Below are 18,478 nucleotides of genomic sequence, written 5' to 3' on the forward strand. Positions count from 1 at the left end.
CATGGACCGGTTGTTCGAGAACGCCGCGACGCACCGCGGCGTGTCCGGAACCCGCGGCTGGGTCGTCGCCCCCCTCCACGGCCTGAACGACCCGGCCGCCCCCCAGGGCAGGTACATCCTGGTGGCCCACGACCTGACCCCGGCCGACACCGCGGCCCTCGACCTCGACCGCGTCGCCGGGTTCTGCACCGCGAGCGGGGGCCCCACCTCCCACACGGTGCAGGTGGCGCACGGCCTGGGTATCCCGGCCGTCGTCGCCGCCGGCACCACTGTGCTGGAACTGCCCGCGGGCACCGTGTGCGCGCTCGACGGCGACGCGGGCCTGCTCCACGCCGGTCTTTACGGCCCCGACCTCCAGAAGGCGATCGCCCGCGAGGACGCGATGGCCGAGCGGGCCCGGGTACGGCGCGAAGCCGCCCAGGCCGCGGGCCCGGCACCGGGCGGGGTCGTCCTCTCCACCACCTTCGTGAAGCCGGCGCAGGCGGCCGAACTCACACGCAGCGCCGCCGCCGGTATCGGCTTGCTGGCCACCGAACTGCTCTTCCTCGGCCGCGAGCACGAGATCACCGACGAGGACGCCCACTACAGGGCCTACCTCGACCTGGCCCGCGCGGTGCGCGGCGCGGAGATCACCGTACGGACCCTCGACATCGGCGGCGACAAGCCCGTCCCCGCACTGAACCTGCCCAAGGAGGACAACTCCTTCCTGGGCGTCCGCGGCATCCGCCTGGCCCTTCGCCGCCCGGACACCCTTCTGATCCCCCAGCTGCGAGCCCTCTACCGCGCGGCCGCAGACGGCGCCCGGCTCCGGATCATGTTCCCGATGGTCACCACCGTCGAGGAGTTCACCCAGGCCGCAGCGGTCGCCGAGAAAATTTGCCGCGAACTCGCGGCCCCCCGGATCCCGCTCGGGGTGATGGTGGAGGTACCGGCCTGCGCCCTGGCCGTCGACCGCTTCGTCGAGGACGTCGACTTCCTCAGCGTCGGCACCAACGACCTCACGCAGTACCTCCTGGCCGCCTCGCGCACCAACCCGGCCCTCGCCCGCGACATCGACCCCCTGCACGTCGCGGTGAACCGCACCGTCGCCCACGTCGCCGACACCGCCGGCCCGGCCGGAGTGCCGGTATCCGCCTGCGGAGGCCTGGCGGCCAGCCCCGTGGGCGCCGCCGTCCTTGCCTCCCTCGGCGTCAACAGCCTCACCGTCACCCTCCCCGCGATCCCCGCCGTCCACGAGGCCCTCTCCCGCCTCGACGACGACTCCCGCCAGTCGATCCGACACGAAGCCCTCACCACCGGCGGCACCCGGCACCTCACCGAGCACGTCACCACCCTCCTCGGCCTCTGAACCGACCGACCCTCCGATTCCGGGGCGGGGCGCACGACTCGCCCCGCAATCCGCCCACCACCACTTGATTGGAAGGGTCGACTTCGCCATGCCCTCGACCACGCCCCGCCCGATCAACGTCCTGCTGATCGGGGGTTGCGGCCACTGGGCCGCCACCGAGAACCACGTCCCGGCCATCCTCACGCTGCAACGCCGCGGATTCCCGGTCAGGGTCAGCACCATCTGCGACCTGCGCGACCCCTACGACGAGAACCTCCTGCACCACATGCCCGATCTGCTGGACCTCCTGCGCTACGACCGGCCCCAGTGGATCCAGCCCAAGCCGGGGGAGAGGACCGAGGACCTGGAGCACCGTCTGGACGCCGCGCACGCCCGCCGGCCGTTCGATGTGGCGATCGTCGCCTGCGACCCCGTCGCCCACTACCCCTACCTGCACTGGGCGACCCGGCGCGGCATCCACCTCCTGTGCGACAAGCCGATCGTCGCCGTCGCGGACGCCGCATGGGACGTGCACGCCGCCACCACCATCGACACCCACTTCGACACCCTGCTCAAGGCCCACCTCGACAGACCCGGCCACCTCTTCGCCATGCCCATGCGACGCCGCGCCAACGATGCCTTCGTGGACTCCGCCCGCCTGATCACCGAGGTCTACGAGAAGCACGGACAGCCCCTGACCATGGGGAACTTCACCGTGACCGGCGGACACTTCCGCCTTCCGGAGGAGTACAGGCTCGGCAACGCCCACGGCTACACCCACGGCGTCGGCGCACTCGCCTTCTCCAGCTACCACTACATCGACCTCATGGCCTGGTACCTGCGCCTGGCCCAAGGCCCCGTCACCGCGGTGCGGATCACCAACCACTACGTGCGACGCGTGGGCGACTACCTCGCCACCGACCAAAACCGCGCCCTCGAAGCCCTCCTGCGACCCCTGTCACCAGAGCACGGCGCGACGGCCGGCCTGGACCGCCGCACAGCACTGGCGGAGATGGACTTCGCCTTCACCCTCGAACTCCTCGACGACGACGCCCGACCGCACGGCTACCTGACCTACACCTTCACCTCCAACAGCTACTCCCACCGCCAAGTCGGCCTCCAAGAAGCCGACCGCGCCGGACACCTGCCCTTCCGGGAGAAGGGACGCATGTCGCAGTTCGTCATCGACCTCCACCAAGGACCGCTCCAGCACGTGCGCGTCAGCAAGAACGACGTGGTCGGCGACCGCTACCGCATCCGGCTCGAACACCGCCGCAACCCCCTCGCCGACCCCTCCGGCGGACGGTACGCGGACACGATCTACGACAACGCGCACAGCGCCAGCTCGGTCACCCCCCAGGAGATGACCGCCGAGTTCCTGCGCGCCGCGGCCGGGTGCACCCCCGACGAGACCGTCGCCCGGCGCATGACGCACCTCGCGGGCCAGACCTTCACCCAACGGATCTACGCGGCGATGTACCGGCTGATCGCCGCCCGCCACGAAGCCGACACCGACCGCCGCACCACCGCAGCCCCATCGGTCCTGGTCGAAATCCCCCGCTGACACCGCCAACACCCAAGGACACCGGCATGAACGACCTCCCGACCGTAGACCACGGCATCCTCTTCTTCCCCCGCGGCGGATCCTCCCTCGTCGTCAAAAACCTCACCGAGCAGACGCTCGCCACCGGACGCCCGGCCCGCATCTTCGCCGGCTCCCTCGGGCAGCCGGGCGCCTACTCCCACGCCCCGACGTTCTACAACGGCCTGCCCCTGACAGGCTGCGACTACAACCCCGCCGCCACCGCCCACGCCCACGGCGCGGACGCCCTCGCCCAACCCGTCCCCATGCACCCCAGCTACGAGGACCGTGCCGACGCTCCCGACCGAGTCTTCGCCGCCGTCGCCCCGGCCACCGCCGACGCCATCGAGGCGTACTGGCGACGCCACCTCACCACCCACCAAGCAGGCCAGGCCGGAGTCCTCCACCTCCACCACCTCACCCCCCTCCACGGCATCACCCAAGACGGCCCCCGCCCGGTGGTGACCACCCTCCACGGCACCGAACTCAAATTCCTCCGCAACGCCTTGCGCCGCCTGGACCTCGCCGACGCCCTGGACCTGTCCGTCGCCGCCCTCGGCGAGCAGTACCGCACCGAACCCCAGGCAACACTGCGGCGCCTCACCCGAAATCCGAGTGCCCCCGACCTCGACGAGGCCCAAGCCCTGCTCACCGACCGCTGGCACATGTGGACCCACGCCCGGCACTGGGTGGATCGCCTGCGCGCCTACGCGGCCACCAGCGACCGGATCGTCGTCATCTCCGAACAGGACCGCGCCTTGGCCCAATCCCTGGTCCGCATCCCCGACAGTCGAATCGACCTGGTGCCCAACGGCGTCGACACCGACCTCTTCACCCCGCCGACCACCTTCGACGACACCCACCGCTACAAGATCCTCCACCGGTGGCTCGTCGACGACCCCCAGGGCTGGCTCCCCGGCCGGCCTCCCGGCACGATCCGATACACCACCGCCGACGTCCGCCGCCTGCTCCACGACGACCAGGGCCGCCGCCGACCGCTGCTGCTCTGGATGGGCCGCTTCCTCGCCTTCAAGCACCTCAACCTTCTTCTCCAGGCCGTCGCCGTCCTGCGCGAGCGCACCCCCGTACGCCCCGCGCTGCTGGTCCTGGGCGGCAACCCCGGCGAATGGGAAGGGGCCCACCCCCACAGCCTGGCCTGCGACCTCGGCATCACCGACGACGTCTTCTTCGCCGGCTGGCGCCCCCACCGCGACCTCATCGACGGCCTGCACTGCTCCGACCTCCTCACCGCACCCTCCGTGGACGAGCCCTTCGGCCTCGTCTACCTGGAGGCGATGGCCTCCGGCACCCCCGTGATCGCCTCTGCCAGCGGCGGCCCCCTCGGCTACGTCACCACCAGCGGCCCCCACGCGACCGGCTGGCTTCCCGCCCCCGGCGACCTCGCCGACCTCACCGCCACCATCGAGCACGCCCTCACCAACCCGGCCGAGCTCACCCGACGAGGCGAGGCCGCCGGCCGGTTCGCCCGCGACCACTACTCCTGGCGCAGCCTCACCCCCCACTACCTCGACATCTACGACCGCGTCCTCGCCGACCAGGCCTGACCCGCACGCCGGCGACTCGCCACCGCCGCCCCCGCGGCCTGGGACAGCACGATTCCGGCAGTGAAAGCACACCCGAGTAGGGTGGCGCCCGACATCCGGGCGCCACCCGGGCCGATACGAACACCCCCCTTGCACCAGCACGAAAAGGATGGACAGAACATGGCAGAGCGACGCATCGCGGTGTTCGGCGCCGGATACATCGGGCTGGTGACCGGAGCGTGCCTCGCCGAGCTCGGCCACCTCGTCACCGTCCGGGACATCAACCCCGAACGCGTCCGCATCCTCAACGCCGGCGACGTCCCCATCCACGAACCCGGACTCGGCGACATGATCGCCCGCAACAAAGAACGCCTGACCTTCACCCAAGACCTGAACCAGGCCATCACCGGCGCCGAGGTCGCCTACGTCTGCGTGGACACCCCGCCCTCAGCCTCCGGCGACGCCGACCTCTCCCGCGTGTGGACCGTCATCCGCTCCCTGACCGACGCCCGCGACCTCAAGGCCGTCGTCATGAAGTCCACCGTCCCCGTCGGCACCGGAGCCCGCGCCCGCGCTCTCCTCGACGAGACCGGCCTGGCCCACGTCGGCTACGTCTCCAACCCTGAGTTCACCGCCGAAGGCCGCGCCATCCAGGACTTCATGGCCCCGGACCGCATCGTCATCGGGCAGGACAACGACACCGCCGGCGCACTCGTCGCCACCCTGCACACCGGCATCAACGCCCCGGTGGCGACCATGGACGTGAAATCCGCCGAGATGGTCAAACTCGCCGCCAACGCCCTCCTCGCCACGAAGATCAGCTTCGCCAACGAGATCGCCACCCTCTGCGAGAACACCGGCGCCAACGTCACCGACGTCCTCGCAGCCGTCGGCATGGACCACCGCCTCGGCGCCCACTTCCTGCGACCCGGCATCGGATGGGGTGGCTCCTGCTTCCCCAAAGACAGCGAAGCCCTGCGCCAGATGGCCTCCAACACCGGCTTCCACCCCCAGCTCCTCACCGCCGTCATCAACGTCAACAACATCCAAAAGCGCCGAGCCATCCAACACCTCAAGGACGAACTCGGCGACCTCGCAGGCAAGCACGTCGCGCTCCTGGGCATGGCCTTCAAACCGGGCACCGACGACATGCGCGAGGCACCCTCCACCGTCCTCGCCGGCCGCCTGCTCGCCGAAGGCGCGCACGTACACTCCTGGGACCCCCTCGCACGCCCGCATGCCGGGGAGCCGTGGGACTCCGTGACCCGCTTCCCGACCCCGCAGCAGGCCCTGGCCAACGCAGACGCCGCGGTGATCGTGACGGAATGGCCCGAGCTCGCCGAAGTCGACTGGGCCGAAGCCCACAGCGTCATGCGCACACCGGTCATCTTCGACGGCCGAAACCTCCTCGACCCTGCGCGCATGCGCGAGATCGGATTCCGGTACACCTCCGTCGGCCGTCCCTGACTGCTCCTTCACCAGGGGGACATCACCATCGCCAAGACTGGGTCCTGCCCGAGCGGATTGCGACGATCGGGCGGTGAGGCAACCGGTGCTGGTCAGGCCCCCAGAGCCTGGCCAGGTGGCCGTGCGGGCATGCTTCAGCCGTAGCGCGCCGAGCTCACCCCGGGTACACCGATACGCGCTCCGCCGCGTAGGTGCCGTCCGGCAGCACCGCGCCGGTCACCTCGAACTGCTCCCTCTTGCCTGTCGGCCCTCTCCAGGTAACCCGGATACCGGCGGGGCGGCTGCTGGGCAGGTGCACGGGCTGGCCGTCGGCGGCCCGGGCCCCGAGCAGGGTGTAGGTGCGGACCGGCCGGATGGCCCCGGCGACGGCGGTGGCCGGGACCGCGCCGAGGTTGGCTGCCGGGTCCGGCGCCGGCGGAGCCAGCCCCAGGCCCGCGCGACTGGCCACCCGCACATCGCGCCCTCGACGCCCTGGTGCTGCACTACCAGCTCGGGGAGTTCCACCGGCTCGACCGCGGCTGCCAGTGGCACCTCCTCGCCACCGAGGGGCTGATGCCGCCACCCGTCCGCGAGCAGCTCCAGGACCTCATCAGCGGGACGCGCCCCTTTCCGGGTCGGGGGTCGATGTCAGACCGGCCTCGTAGCGTCGAAGGCGAGGGTCCGGACCAGACAGGGCCCCGAGGACCGAAGGAGCGGGCCATGGGCGAGATCAGCATCGAGCGACAGCACCTTGACCACCTGCTGGCCGACAGCGCGAGCACGTACGGAGCCCCCTACCAGAAGGCCTTCGCCGAGCTCGCCGAAGGACATCGGGGCCGGCCCGTCGCAGAGATCCTCCCGCTCCTCCGTCGGGCAGCCGACCAGGCGCTGCTCGGTTTCACGGACGCGGACCTCGGGGAACAGGCGGAAGCCATCAGCACCGGCCAGTCGTACGTCCTGCGCGTCACCGTGGCCTGAGGGCCGCGCCGGACGGCCCTCCACATGGGGCAGGCCGTGTGTCGGCGTGAAGGGGGGCCGTGGCGAGCACGATCGGGTCGGCATGGCGTTGTCAGTGCGGGGCGCGATGATGACGTTCATGACCGAAAACAGTGCCTTGGAGTCTCCTGTCGCGTACGTGGAGGCTGTGACCACCGCTTTGGCGGCGTCGGCCGCGTACTACGGCGACGGAGCCACCCCGCTCGGTGACGACGAGTACGACGGGCTCCTGCGCGCCATCACGGCCTACGAGGAGGCCCACCCGGACGAGGTGCTCGCCGAGTCCCCGACGGGGAAGGTGGCGGGTGGTGCGGTGCAGGGGGATGTGCCGCATTCGGTGGCGATGCTTTCCCTCGACAACGTCTTCGACGCCGACGAGCTTGTCGAGTGGGCGGCCGGGCTGGAACGGCGGCTGGGGCGCTCGGTGGCCGGGTGGTGTGTGGAGCCGAAGCTCGATGGTCTCGCGGTGGCAGCTCGGTACCGGGGCGGACGGCTCGTCCAGGTCCTCACCCGCGGCGATGGCCTGGCCGGCGAGGACATCACGCACGCCGCCGACACCGTCCTGGGCCTTCCTGCGGTCCTGACCAAGCCGCTCGACGTCGAGTTGCGCGGAGAGGTGCTGCTGACGACCGCGCAGTTCGAGGACGCCAACCGGATCCGGCTCGCCCACGAGGCCACACCCTTCGCGCACCCGCGCAGCGGAGCGGCCGGCACCCTGCGCGCCAAAGACCGCCCCTACCGCATCGAGTTGACCTTCTTCGCCTACAGCGCGATCGGTCTGGACGACCTCGGCCACTTCGCTCTGCTGGAGAACCTGGCCGCACTCGGCGCGAACACGGCCGCGAGCACGCCCGCCGCCCCCATGCGCTGCGAGACCGTGGAACAGGTACAGGAACGCATCGACGTGATCGCGAGCCTGCGCGCGGAGCTGCCGTTCGGAATCGACGGCGTCGTCGTCAAGGCCGACACTGCCGCCGACCAGCGACAGGCCGGCAACGGCTCCCGCGCTCCGAGGTGGGCGGTGGCCCGGAAGCTCGCGGCCGAACACAAGGTGACACGCCTGCTGGCGGTGGAGTGGAACGTGGGCCGGACCGGGATCATCGCCCCGCGCGCGGTCCTGGAGCCGGTGGTCATCGACGGGGTGACCGTCACCTACGCCACGCTCCACAATCCGTCCGACATCACCCGTCGCGGGCTCATGATCGGCGATCAGGTCTTCGTCTACCGGGCCGGCGATGTGATCCCCCGGGTTGAGGCACCTCTGGTCGACGAGCGCACCGGCGCCGAGAGCCCGATCGACTTCCCCGAGGTATGCCCCCGCTGCGGAGATGCGATCGATACCGCCGAGCAGCGGTGGCGGTGCGTACGCGGCCGCGCCTGCCAGACGGTGGCCTCGGTGATCTACGCCGCCGGCCGGGACCAGCTCGACATCGAAGGCCTCGGCGGGACCCGCGCGATCCAACTGGTGGAGGCCGGACTCGTCAAGGACATCGCCGACCTGTTCGCCCTGACCCGTGAGCAACTCCTCGGGTTGGAGCGTATGGGGGAGACCAGCGCCGCCAACCTTCTGGCCGCGATCGAGACCGCCCGCGGGGCCGCGCTGGGGCGCGTGTTCTGCGCTCTGGGTGTCCGGGGGACCGGGCGCACGATGTCCCGCCGGATTGCCAGCTACTTCGGGTCGATGGACGCGATCCGGGCCGCCGACGCCGAAACGTTGGCTGGGGTTGACGGCATCGGCACCGAGAAGGCCCGCGTGATCGCGGCCGAACTCGTCGAACTCGGCCCGCTCCTGGACAAGCTCCAAGCCCAGCAGGTCGGCACGCAGGTCACCGAGCCCCAGAGGCCCGCGACTGCGGTGACCGGCGGGATGGCCGGGAACGACGGCGAGGACTCGGCGAGCGGCCCGCTGGCCGGACAGGCTGTCGTGGTGACCGGCTCCATGACCGGCGCCCTCGCGGCATTGTCCCGAAACGAGATGAACGAGCTGATCGAGCGGGCCGGTGGAAAAGCCTCGTCGTCGGTGTCCAAGCGCACCAGCCTCCTGGTGGCGGGCGAGAAAGCAGGCTCCAAACGAGCCAAGGCCGAAGAGCTCGGCATCCGCATCCTCGACCCCCAAGAATTCGCCGTCCTCGTCGCCGACTTCCTCCCCACCACCTAGGTCATCTCTTTCGGACATTGCCGGGCCGACACGACCCAAAGACACGGCCCAAGGGTTTCTGCCAGGCCAACCACTCGGCTTAGAACAGTAGGAGTTGGCTCCAGCTCATCCCGCCCGGCGGAAGCGAGGAGCCACCGCTGAGACAATGATGGGATGATCAGCCATGAGATCCGGTTGTACTCACAGACCATGTGAGTACAACCCATCGGCCCAGCACGGAAGGGAAGCAGTCGTGTTCGAATACGTCGTTGGGCTAGGCCCCGAGCATGCCGCACGCTGGACCGCCTTGGTCGAGGAGTCTCGACCAATCCTGAAGACTGAAGGAATGGAAGCCGTTCAGGCCCTTCTTGCCGAGCGTGGCATGAGTATCATCCAGGCGATCGCAATCACCCGGGCACTACTGGGCCATTCCGAAACACCACTCCGAGTCGCCATCGACATCGTGGCTACGAGCAAGGCGCGGCAGTAAGTTCAGAAAACGCACGAGCCCGAACCCCGGAACCCCCGTCCACACCGGTCTGCCCATCGCCCGCACCACCCATCACCGCGGTGTCACTCGGCCCATTCCCACCCTGCCCCTGATCACCCTCACGGGCAACGACAGCCCGACCAGAGACGCCCGGCGGCCTCTCAGCGTGACGAAGAAGCGCGCCCCGGGGCCCTGTCAGGGCCCTTCCACTTCCCCGCGCTCCCGCGTCCAGGACCGCACGGTGTGCTCACCCTCGGAACCCTCCTCGATCAGCTCGATCCGTACGTCCGCCTGGCTGCCGTAGCGGCCGATGAAACCCCGGAACTTCCGCTCGGCGCTCTCGGAGCTGCTCCACGTGCCGGTGATGGCGGGAGAGGGGGGTGGCCCGAAGCGGAGCCTGACGTGAAATGGCACATGCGGATCTTGAGCCGTCGGAACCCCTGGAGCAAACTCCGCGCCCGAGGGCGGCGCCCTCCGGCTGGCTCTCCTCACCACCAGCTGGGAGATCGGGACGCCCTGTTATCGAAAAGATGTTCCGTGTCGGGTGGGATGCGGGTTATTGTCCCTGAACGCAAGATCCCTTCAGGGGGGAGCACCACATGCACGTCGCCGAATCCGCAGCCCGCCCTGGGCGCCCGCCTGGTGTCATCAGCCCCGGCCCGGACGGACTCACCATCCGCCAGCGCGCCATCGTCGCCTTCATCGAGCAGACTGTCGCCCGTCAGGGCTACCCGCCCTCGATGCGGGAGATCGGCGCAGGTGTCCACCTCCGGAGCACCTCCTCCGTCGCGCACCAGCTCATGGCCCTGGAGCGCAAGGGCATGCTCTACCGGGACCCGCACCGCCCCCGCGCCTACCGCGTCCGCGGCTGGCCCGCCGACCAGTTCGGCACGCAGCCGGAGGCCGTCCAGGTTCCGCTCGTCGGCCGCATCGCCGCCGGCGCGCCCATCCTCGCCGAGGAGGTCGTCGAAGACGTCCTGCCACTGCCGCGGCACCTCGTCGGCGAGGGCGAGCTGTTCGCGCTGAAGGTTGTCGGCGATAGCATGATCGACGCCGCCATCTGTGATGGCGACATCGTCACCGTGAGGAAGGCCGACAGCGCGGACCACGGCGACATTGTCGCGGCCATGCTGGATGGCGAAGCCACGGTCAAGCGCCTGCGTCGTGAGAACGGCCAGGTCTGGCTCATGCCTCACAACACGGCCTATCAGCCGCTCCCCGGCGACGACGCCACTATTCTCGGCAAGGTAGTCGCCGTCCTGCGCGCGCTCTGATCCAGAGCGGTCCGCACCGTTGGCGGGCTGCGTTCCGCGACGCGGCGTACGTACTCCGCTCCGTGATGAGCCGGCCGGAGGGCACCGACAAGTACCAGCACGACGACAGGACCCGACTTGACCCTGATGCCCGGATCACGTGTGCCGGGACGGACCTGGACGGTTCGCCTCACCGGCCACCTCGACCACACCGTGTCCGTCACCTGCAGCACCGCCGCGTGCAAGATGCCGCCTCGCTCGAAGGACACCGCGAGCATGCGCCGCTTCGCCGCGGAGCACATCAAAGCTCACGGACGACTCGCAGGCGTCCGTCCCAACGCCGCCTGCAGCTGCGGCAGTGATCAGTGCGGCCTCCACGAGACCCGCGTCCAGTGCACCGGCATCAGCCTGCTGGTCCTTGTCCACAACCCGGCCGTCGGCCAGGTCTGGACCCTGGCAGAGGTGTGCCAGGCCTGTGCCCGGCACATCCCGCACATCACGGTCCTGGCGAAGGGCATGGCCGCCCTCCCCGCCCCCACGGCCCCGGTCGCAGAGCAGCCGGCGCAACGAGCCGCGGTGGCGGGTGGATTCTCCTCACCGGATGCCGCTCCTGACCCCTCACCGGGACGACGCCGCCTCCACCGGCCTCGCCGGGCGCAGGGCTGAGACCGGCGAGACGTCGAGCCTGCGCGGCGTGGGCGACCTTCTGCTCTCCGGCCCGTGGATGACCACGAACCCTTCCGAGGCGTAGGTGCCGTTCTGGCGGGGCCGGCTGACGCGGTATGGCCACCCGACGCCTCACGTCGACAGTTCGCGTACGGTCCGTGCCTGACAGGCACGGACCGCGGTCAGGCGTTGTGGTGAAGCACGTGAGACCGTGGTAGCCGCGTCACCGTCTAGCTCACTCGAACGCTGCTTTCAACCGTTCGAGGAACTCGCCGAACGTCTCCTCGAAGTCACGCTGCTCGCGCGTCAGGAGCTTGATCAAGGTGTTCCACCTCTGGGCGTTGTCGCCGCACAGCTTGAAGAAGGCTTCCGCCGCCAAGGCATGCTCGTAGTCGCTGAGAACGATGTGGGCACGGACCTGCGCCACCAAGTCGTCGGTGCGATGCCGGGAGTTGATGACCGTGTACTCGACCTGGTCAAAGAACGCCCCGCGGTGATCCCTCACTGCGTCGAGCCAGGTCTGCATGACCGCCTCGGGGTCGTCGTAGCCGTCGAGTTCCTCGTCGCACCGGAGCCGGGGCACCGGGTCGGCCTTCTCCGGGCTGACAGTCGCCACGTGGCGGGCCGCCGCTTCCTTGAGCCAGGCCGGAACGTCGTCGGCGATGAGCCAGCGCACCTCGACCGAGTGGAGCTCCTCCAGTACCTCAAGGGCCAGCCGACGATCAAGGTGAGGGTTGCCGGCGAGGGCGGCGAGGGCGCTGATGCGGTGGTCGTTGTTGAGCAATCGCCTCGGGGGCAGTGGTTCATCCCCGTCGAAGTCCGAGCGCCTTTCAACCGCGGTCGGCTCGGCCAGCCCGATGACGGCCGCCCAAATCTTGGCGAGGTCCTTGCCGCTGGCGCTGGTGAGCGCCAGGGCGTGGGCCAGGGACGTCACTTCATGGTCACGAAGGCGCCGCAGTGACGTCGCGTGCAGGAGCCGGCCGCGGCCCAGACATTCGGCGCTCGCCGCGTGGAGCTGTTCCACGGCGATCTCTCGCAGTCGAGGATGCCTGTGGACGCGGTCGCTGATGTGTCGCAGCCGTGCGTGCTGGCTGGACTGCGGCTTGGCCAGGTCTGCCCACTCGCCCAGGGGCACGGCCGCCCCGCACGCGGCGAGGACGTCATCGGTGAGCTTCGCGGTGTCCACATGATCCAAAAGGGTGTGCTGCACGGCCGTGCCGTGCTTGGAGTCCTTCACCAGGTCAGGCCAGCGCTCCGGACACCTTTCCAGGATCAGAGCGAGCATCCCGTAGGCGGGCCATCGTGCGGGTCCCCCGTACCGGTCCGCCGTCTCCCGCGTGCGATCGATGACGAAGCCCTCCAGTTGGGCGGTGAAACAGGTCAGCGCGCGCAGCAGGATCGCGTCGAACAGGAAGCCGGGCACCGACGGCAGCTCGTAGGACTCCTCCGGGTGGGGGCTCCCGGCGGCCAGCAGGATTCCCATGAGTTGCTGGAGATCCGCGCCCTCCACGAGTTCGGTGACCACGTCACGATGCCGGTCGTGTCGCGCGAGAGCCGTCACCAGCTCGGCTTCGACCGCATGGTGGCGAAGTACCGCGGTGACGTCGCGCCCGCCCACCAGGCCCTGGCGAACCAGCTTGGGGATCTCACTGCGCGACTGTGCGATCAACCGGTCTCGAAGGCCCTGCTCCTCAACCCTGCGGAACAAGGCCGGCAGGGCCCCAGCGAACTCCTTCTCCTGCCACCCGGGATCGAATCCCTCGGGGCCGGGCACCAGCCCCTCCACCACCGCCTCGAACGCGGCCTGCGGCAGATCCTCCCGTTGAGCCAGTTGAACCCACATCCGGTACTCCGACTTTTTCACCGCCATGCTTGCCCTCCCCGACAGTCCCGCACTGGGACAGCACGGTATGCCGCGCATGCACCCGTGCGGGCCGTCATCGCAAGATGCCCGGTGACCTTCCGGCCAGGCGCGGGGGAACCGCGTGTCCGTATCTGGACAGCCCCCACCCGCTACAGCCGACATGGTTCCTTTTGGGCTGGGTGCTTCTCGGCCAAAGCGGGTGGAGAACCGGGCAGGAGCTGCAGAACGGGCCATAGCGGCCTCCAGGGCGGCTCATGATCGGCCGGGAGCCATCACGGCTCGCGCGGAACGGTGAGGAGCAGCGGTATGGCCGTGAGCAGCAGCTATCTGACCAAGCTCGAAGTGCAGCGCATGCTGGGCGTGAACGCGTTCGGCATGTGGCGGCTGGCTCGGAAGTGCGAAAAGTTTCCGAAACCCGACCAGAAGGCGCGCCGCCCGGTCAGCCAGGACTCCGAGGAAGTATGGGGCGGGACCCAGGTCTATTCGTGGGCCGCCGCGACGGCTGAGTTCGCACACCGCGGCGCCCTCCTGCTGCGCCCACTGCCACACGAGCCGGCACCGGGTCGATGGGCCGGGTACAGGGACACACCCCACGGTCCCGCCATGGACTGGGACACCGACCTCGGCACCATCCGCATCCTGCACAGCACCGAACACGAGGCGGCAACCGAAGCCGCCAGCGCCCTCGCCCGCAGTGGCAACAAGGACGGCATCGCCACGGTCTGCGCGCTGTTCGGCGATGTCGGATTCCGTGGGCCTGCCCTGGTCGCCGCGGACACCGCGCACCCGGCGATCGAATACGAGGCGAGTTGGGGTGACGTCGGGGAACTCGTCGGGCAGGTACTTCCCTGGTGGCCCGGCCTGCTGCGCCAATCCACGCTGATTCGGGAGTGGAGGCCCGGCGCCGCGCCGACAGAAGTCGAGGTACCGGCCAACGACGACGAGCGGATTCTCCGTCGGGCCGCAGCCAACCCACATTTCGACGTGACCTCGCGGGCGGCCGCGACGGACATGGCCAACACCATCCGGAACGAGCGAATCCAGCACACGGCTCTCGAAGTGCGGATCTTCTGCAAGGAGGGCTACGGGGAGACCCCCAACCAGGTCGTTGCAGGCGCGGTGCCCGATACCCGACGCCACCCGCTGCCCGTAGTGGAAGACCGGGAACTCGTGCGCCCCGGGTGGCAGAAGGTCGCCCTGCGCACGGACTCCGGTGCCTCCGGAAAGCTGTGGCACACCACCTACAACGGCACCACCTGGAGCGAGCCGAAACTCGCTGCGGTCCTGACCCCGCACAAGGGCCTCGCGCTCGCCTCCTACGGGGGCCGCCTCCACGCCGTCTACGTCAACGACCAGAGCGACCGCAGCACCCGTGACCGGCGGCTGCGGCACGTGACGTTCGACGTAACCTCCTGGAGCGCCCCCACGATCCTGGACGGCTTCCAGGGCATCTACCAGCCCGCCCTGCTCACCTACCGCGTCGCCGGGCAGGAAACCGACACCCCTCCTCATGGTCCACTCCGGCAAGACCGGCTGACCCGGGGCTCCGGCACCCAGCCGCAGCAGGTGAGGGCGGCCCATACAGGCGGGCGGGCCTGGCCTCGGCCAGGCCCGCCTGGCTACCACGGAAGTTCATGGGAGCGAGGCTGAATCAGAACAACGCCGACTTATCGGCTGTATCCCGGGGAACCTCCGGGACATCCAGTTTGAGCTCATCCTGCCATGCGGTCGCGTTCGCGAGAAGGACGTGCGTCATTGAGCCCCCGCAGAGCACCAACTCGCGCGGGTGGCGTTTGTGGTCGTGGACCGAGCCGTACCCGGCCCGGCGGGTGGGCAGTAGCGCAACCAGACGTTCGCATACGGGGCAGGGAGCCTTGGGCATCTTCGGCATGGGGATACCTCTTCCTCGCAAAGTTCGTCTCCGACGGTCGGAGCAAGGTGCGCCCTGTCATGACACCGGCGTTGCAGGTCCATGAGGTAGCGCGCCGAGCACCCTCGGCTGGCGCCGAACGACGAAGGGCTTCCGTTGATCGACACCGAACGAGCAAGCCGTTCGCTGAAATTCGCTGAATATCGGCGGTGGTCGGCTGTGCTGCCTACGCTGGTGATCCGAGCAGGGGCGGGGAGAACATGGACGAGAATGCAGCTACCGAGGGGCGTGACCCCGAGGGGTCCTACGAGGCCGCGCTGGCCGACTTCTCCGCGGCGCTATATGAGCTGAGGATCGACGCAGGGGCTCCCACGTACAAAGAGATCGAGAAGGCGGCCCGGCAGCAGGGCCGCGTGTCCCTTTCTGCCTCCGCCATCTCTGAGGCGCTTCAAGGGAAGCGGCTGCCCTCGATCGACTTCACCTTGGAGCTGGTCCGTCAGCTAGCTGGCGCCGACTCACGGGTCACGGATTCCTGGCGGGAGCGGTGGAAAGAGGTCCGCTTGCTCCAGCGCGGCGCGAAGGCACACCGAGCAGCTGCGGCTCGCTCCACAGCACAGAACCCGTCAGCCCACCCAGATGCGCTGCCTGTCTACCAGACAGAAGCCCAGGAGATCATCCGAAAGGCGAGGGAGGAGGCCGCCGCCATCGTGCAGGCGGCTCGCGACCATGCCGACGAGCTACTCCGGCCCGCCGTGAGGGGTAAGGCAGCCGTTGGGAATGGACGGAGGATCACGCCGTCGGTGGCCCGGCTCATGACCCGAGAGTCGACTCGGCTCCTCCTCCTCGGGCCACCAGGTGCCGGAAAGGGAACTCAAGCAACCTTCCTCAAGAAGGTGCTCGATGTGCCGAAGGTGCACCTCGGAGACATCCTGCGTCAGAACATCGGTCATGGCGAAGAAGCAGGTTTGATCGCCAAGCACTGCATAGACCGGGGCGACCTGATCCCCGATGACGTGCTACTCGATATGGTCAACCGGCGTCTCCTCGAAGCAGACACCGAACACGGGTTCCTGCTGGATGGCTTTCCTCAGTCGCTGGAGCAGTTGGAGGCGCTTGAGGAAATCCTGGCCGAGGACGGACTCGCGGTCGACGTGGCTCTCAAATTCGAGATCACCAAGTCCGAAGCGATCAGGAGGGTGGCGGGCAGGAGAATTTGCCGGACCGACTCCTCACACGTCTACCACCTGCTCTACGCGGCACCACAGCAGGACGGCACTTGCCACTGTGGTAGCCCCCTTATGGCCCGCCCAGACGACTCCAGACGGACCACTGCCAGCCGGTGGGATCTTTGGCAGCACAAGACTGAGCCGGTAAGCGCTTTGTACGGATCCCGAGGGAGGCTGATCACGGTCGCGGGAGATGGGGATGTCAACGATGTGACGGACCGAGCAATATCAGCTCTCGCCGCGTTTTTCGGATAACGGCCTGTTTCAAGTCCTCCGGCTGCGGCGCGCACATGTTCACGCGGGCCACAAGCGGCGGGCAAGATCGCTACCACGGGAATAGCGAAGGTTCTAAATACCGCCTCTCCGCCAGTGGCACTCCGAGACGCTCGACGCGCTCGTGGTCGACTTCACCGGCACCCCCGCCCGCCGCCGGCATCTGCTCCTGGAACTGCCGGACGGGAGCCGGGTCCGCTCCCAGCGCGTCACGGGGACTTTGGCCGCGCAGAGCGCGCGGGCCCTCGCCGAAGCCGGCCCCGGAGTCCGGGGCCGGCGTCGGCGAGGGAGAGATGTTCACGGCCTACGACGGTGCGCCGCTCTTGGTGGAGATCCTCGCCGGGACCACCCGCCACGTGGTCGTCACGGTGGTGCGCGTGCGGTGACCCGCCCGCGCGGATCGCTCAGGCGCGGAAGATTTCACCGCGCGCCTTGATGCAGGCCATGCACAAGGTGTTCTCTGGGGGAGGTGGTGTGGCGCGAGGCACGGGATGGAACATTCGTGCAGCTCAGCGCGCGGAGTACCAACCGTAGCCGCTGCAACAGGTGTGGTGCTATCGCCGGTTCGGGTGAGCTGTCGGGTCGGGCCGTGGCATGCGCGGGCGGGTGTCGAGGGCTGTGGCAGCGGCGAGGATCGACAGCGCTGAGAGGAGTGCGAACAGCGCGGGGTAGCCGCCGATCGGCCCGGCCAGGAGAGCGCCGGCGAACGGGGCCAGGGCTGCTGCGGCGTGTGCGGGGGCGCCGAGGAGTCCGGAGAGCCGGCCGTAGTGGGTGGTTCCCCAGCGGTCGGTGACAGAGGTGGCTTGGAGGAGTGTGAGGTTGCCCCGGATCACCCCGGCGAGGATGGCTACTGCGATGAGAAGGGCGTACGGGCCGGGGGTGGTGGCGAGGGCCGCGGTGGTAAGCCCGCCAAGCCCGATCAGGGTCACGGTGCGCGCGGTGACACCGAGGCGGCGGGAGAGCGCGGCGTAGAGGGAGCGGCCGAGGGTTTGTCCGACGCCGCCGAGTCCGAGGGCCCAGGGGGCTTGGGCGGTGGTGTAGCCGCGTTCGAGTAGGAGCGGTACGAGTCCCATCACGACGGCGTACATCGCGAACCCGGAGAGGGTGAAGGTGGCGGCCAGCATCCCGAACGCCCTGCTGCGCACCACGGAATCTCTGCCACCGGCGGCATGCGCGGGGCCCTTGGGAGCGGGCGGCCACGGCGCTTTGAGCGCGAGGGCGTGGACGGGGATGGTCACGAGCGCGAGGATCGCGGCGAGCACGGTGTAGGTGGCGCGCCAGGACATGTGGCCGGCGAGGACGGCGGTCAGGGGTGCGAAGAGTGTGGAGGCGAGGCCGCCGGCGAGGGTGACGATGGTCAGGGCGCGGATGTGGTCGGGGGCCCACCAGCGGGTGAGGGCGGCGAAGGCGGGCTGGTAGAAGGTGGCGGCCATTGCCGCTCCGGCCAGCAGCCACCCGACGGCGAACACGGCGGGGTTGGGGGCGGCGGCCACGGTGAGCAGGCTGAGCACGCCGAGGACGGAGCCGGCTGTCATGACGAGGCGGGGGCCGCGGTGATCCAGGACGCGGCCTACGTAGATGCCGGTGAGGGCTGAGACGAGGAGGGCGGCGGAGAATGCGGCGGTGGTCGCGGCTGGGCTCCAGCCGGTGTCGGAGGTGATGGCGGGGTTCAGGACGGGGAAGGCGTAGTAGAGGATTCCCCAGCTGGTGATCTGGGTGGCGCACAGGGCGGGCAGTGCGGCGCGTGGCCGCGACCGGACCCCCGTCCCGGTCGCGGCCACGCCGGCCTTGGTGTGCGGCATGC

At 69.5% G+C, this 18,478-nt stretch carries 15 protein-coding genes; 11 read left to right on the forward strand and 4 right to left on the reverse strand.

Going from position 1 to position 18,478, the window contains the following annotated elements:
• The first annotated feature begins 1 nt into the window (after window position 1).
• The 4 genes from ACIOD1_RS32955 (at window position 2) to ACIOD1_RS32970 (ending at window position 5,920) form a co-directional block, all read left to right on the forward strand.
• Window positions 2-1,348 (forward strand): putative PEP-binding protein, encoded by a 1,347-nt coding sequence (locus ACIOD1_RS32955; protein WP_401906603.1) that lies wholly within the window; start codon window positions 2-4, stop codon window positions 1,346-1,348.
• Between the two features lie 88 nt (window positions 1,349-1,436).
• Entirely contained in the window at window positions 1,437-2,891 is a 1,455-nt protein-coding gene (locus ACIOD1_RS32960; RefSeq protein WP_401906606.1) for a hypothetical protein, read from the forward strand.
• Between the two features lie 26 nt (window positions 2,892-2,917).
• A complete protein-coding gene (locus ACIOD1_RS32965) occupies window positions 2,918-4,474 on the forward strand; it encodes a glycosyltransferase family 4 protein (RefSeq protein ID WP_401906609.1) in 1,557 nt (518 codons plus the stop codon).
• 159 nt (window positions 4,475-4,633) lie between these two features.
• Window positions 4,634-5,920: a UDP-glucose dehydrogenase family protein gene (locus tag ACIOD1_RS32970; RefSeq protein WP_401906612.1), complete on the forward strand. Its 1,287-nt coding sequence runs from the start codon at window positions 4,634-4,636 to the stop codon at window positions 5,918-5,920.
• 154 nt (window positions 5,921-6,074) lie between these two features.
• Here the strand turns inward: ACIOD1_RS32970 and ACIOD1_RS32975 are convergent, their stop codons facing one another.
• Entirely contained in the window at window positions 6,075-6,368 is a 294-nt protein-coding gene (locus tag ACIOD1_RS32975; RefSeq protein WP_401906615.1) for a hypothetical protein, read from the reverse strand.
• Window positions 6,369-6,619: 251 nt separating this feature from the next.
• On the opposite strand from ACIOD1_RS32975, the gene ACIOD1_RS32980 reads away from it, so the two are divergent.
• From ACIOD1_RS32980 to ACIOD1_RS32990, 3 genes are all read left to right on the forward strand, one after another.
• Window positions 6,620-6,877 (forward strand): hypothetical protein, encoded by a 258-nt coding sequence (locus ACIOD1_RS32980; RefSeq protein ID WP_401906618.1) that lies wholly within the window; start codon window positions 6,620-6,622, stop codon window positions 6,875-6,877.
• 118 nt (window positions 6,878-6,995) lie between these two features.
• A complete protein-coding gene (ligA, locus tag ACIOD1_RS32985) occupies window positions 6,996-9,053 on the forward strand; it encodes an NAD-dependent DNA ligase LigA (protein ID WP_401906620.1) in 2,058 nt (685 codons plus the stop codon).
• A 232-nt stretch (window positions 9,054-9,285) separates the two neighbouring features.
• Entirely contained in the window at window positions 9,286-9,522 is a 237-nt protein-coding gene (locus tag ACIOD1_RS32990) for a hypothetical protein (RefSeq protein WP_401906623.1), read from the forward strand.
• Window positions 9,523-9,717: 195 nt separating this feature from the next.
• Here ACIOD1_RS32990 and ACIOD1_RS32995 read toward each other — a convergent pair whose 3' ends face one another.
• Window positions 9,718-9,936 (reverse strand): hypothetical protein, encoded by a 219-nt coding sequence (locus ACIOD1_RS32995; protein ID WP_401906625.1) that lies wholly within the window; start codon window positions 9,934-9,936, stop codon window positions 9,718-9,720.
• 185 nt (window positions 9,937-10,121) lie between these two features.
• Here ACIOD1_RS32995 and lexA point away from each other — a divergent pair, with 185 nt between their 5' ends.
• Both lexA and ACIOD1_RS33005 read left to right on the forward strand, forming a co-directional pair.
• Window positions 10,122-10,796 (forward strand): transcriptional repressor LexA, encoded by a 675-nt coding sequence (gene lexA / locus ACIOD1_RS33000; protein WP_401906628.1) that lies wholly within the window; start codon window positions 10,122-10,124, stop codon window positions 10,794-10,796.
• Window positions 10,797-10,922: 126 nt separating this feature from the next.
• On the forward strand, window positions 10,923-11,441 hold the full coding sequence (locus ACIOD1_RS33005) for a hypothetical protein (RefSeq protein ID WP_401906631.1): 519 nt from the start codon (window positions 10,923-10,925) through the stop codon (window positions 11,439-11,441).
• 235 nt (window positions 11,442-11,676) lie between these two features.
• Here the strand turns inward: ACIOD1_RS33005 and ACIOD1_RS33010 are convergent, their stop codons facing one another.
• A complete protein-coding gene (locus ACIOD1_RS33010) occupies window positions 11,677-13,311 on the reverse strand; it encodes a hypothetical protein (protein WP_401906633.1) in 1,635 nt (544 codons plus the stop codon).
• 306 nt (window positions 13,312-13,617) lie between these two features.
• On the opposite strand from ACIOD1_RS33010, the gene ACIOD1_RS33015 reads away from it, so the two are divergent.
• Complete coding sequence (locus ACIOD1_RS33015; RefSeq protein WP_401906635.1) at window positions 13,618-14,955, forward strand: hypothetical protein; 1,338 nt, start codon at window positions 13,618-13,620, stop codon at window positions 14,953-14,955.
• Between the two features lie 480 nt (window positions 14,956-15,435).
• Window positions 15,436-16,656 carry a nucleoside monophosphate kinase gene (locus ACIOD1_RS33020; protein WP_401906637.1) on the forward strand — a complete coding sequence of 407 codons (1,221 nt, stop codon included), beginning with the start codon at window positions 15,436-15,438 and terminating at the stop codon, window positions 16,654-16,656.
• A gap of 572 nt (window positions 16,657-17,228) precedes the next feature.
• Here the strand turns inward: ACIOD1_RS33020 and ACIOD1_RS33025 are convergent.
• Complete coding sequence (locus ACIOD1_RS33025) at window positions 17,229-18,476, reverse strand: MFS transporter (protein ID WP_401906640.1); 1,248 nt, start codon at window positions 18,474-18,476, stop codon at window positions 17,229-17,231.
• Between the last annotated feature and the right edge of the window lie 2 nt (window positions 18,477-18,478).

The organism is Streptomyces sp. NPDC088097, assembly GCF_044741845.1.
Taxonomy (GTDB): domain Bacteria; phylum Actinomycetota; class Actinomycetes; order Streptomycetales; family Streptomycetaceae; genus Streptomyces.

Excerpts from the sequence above, each read along its gene's own strand:
- ACIOD1_RS32955 (WP_401906603.1), top strand. The coding sequence starts at position 2 with ATGGACCGGTTGTTCGAGAACGCCGCGACGCACCGCGGCGTGTCCGGA.
- ACIOD1_RS32960 (WP_401906606.1), top strand. The coding sequence starts at position 1,437 with ATGCCCTCGACCACGCCCCGCCCGATCAACGTCCTGCTGATCGGGGGT.
- ACIOD1_RS32965 (WP_401906609.1), top strand. The coding sequence starts at position 2,918 with ATGAACGACCTCCCGACCGTAGACCACGGCATCCTCTTCTTCCCCCGC.
- ACIOD1_RS32970 (WP_401906612.1), top strand. The coding sequence starts at position 4,634 with ATGGCAGAGCGACGCATCGCGGTGTTCGGCGCCGGATACATCGGGCTG.
- ACIOD1_RS32980 (WP_401906618.1), top strand. The coding sequence starts at position 6,620 with ATGGGCGAGATCAGCATCGAGCGACAGCACCTTGACCACCTGCTGGCC.
- ligA (WP_401906620.1), top strand. The coding sequence starts at position 6,996 with ATGACCGAAAACAGTGCCTTGGAGTCTCCTGTCGCGTACGTGGAGGCT.
- lexA (WP_401906628.1), top strand. The coding sequence starts at position 10,122 with ATGCACGTCGCCGAATCCGCAGCCCGCCCTGGGCGCCCGCCTGGTGTC.
- ACIOD1_RS33005 (WP_401906631.1), top strand. The coding sequence starts at position 10,923 with ATGCCCGGATCACGTGTGCCGGGACGGACCTGGACGGTTCGCCTCACC.
- ACIOD1_RS33010 (WP_401906633.1), bottom strand. The coding sequence starts at position 13,311 with ATGGCGGTGAAAAAGTCGGAGTACCGGATGTGGGTTCAACTGGCTCAA.
- ACIOD1_RS33020 (WP_401906637.1), top strand. The coding sequence starts at position 15,436 with ATGGACGAGAATGCAGCTACCGAGGGGCGTGACCCCGAGGGGTCCTAC.
- ACIOD1_RS33025 (WP_401906640.1), bottom strand. The coding sequence starts at position 18,476 with ATGCCGCACACCAAGGCCGGCGTGGCCGCGACCGGGACGGGGGTCCGG.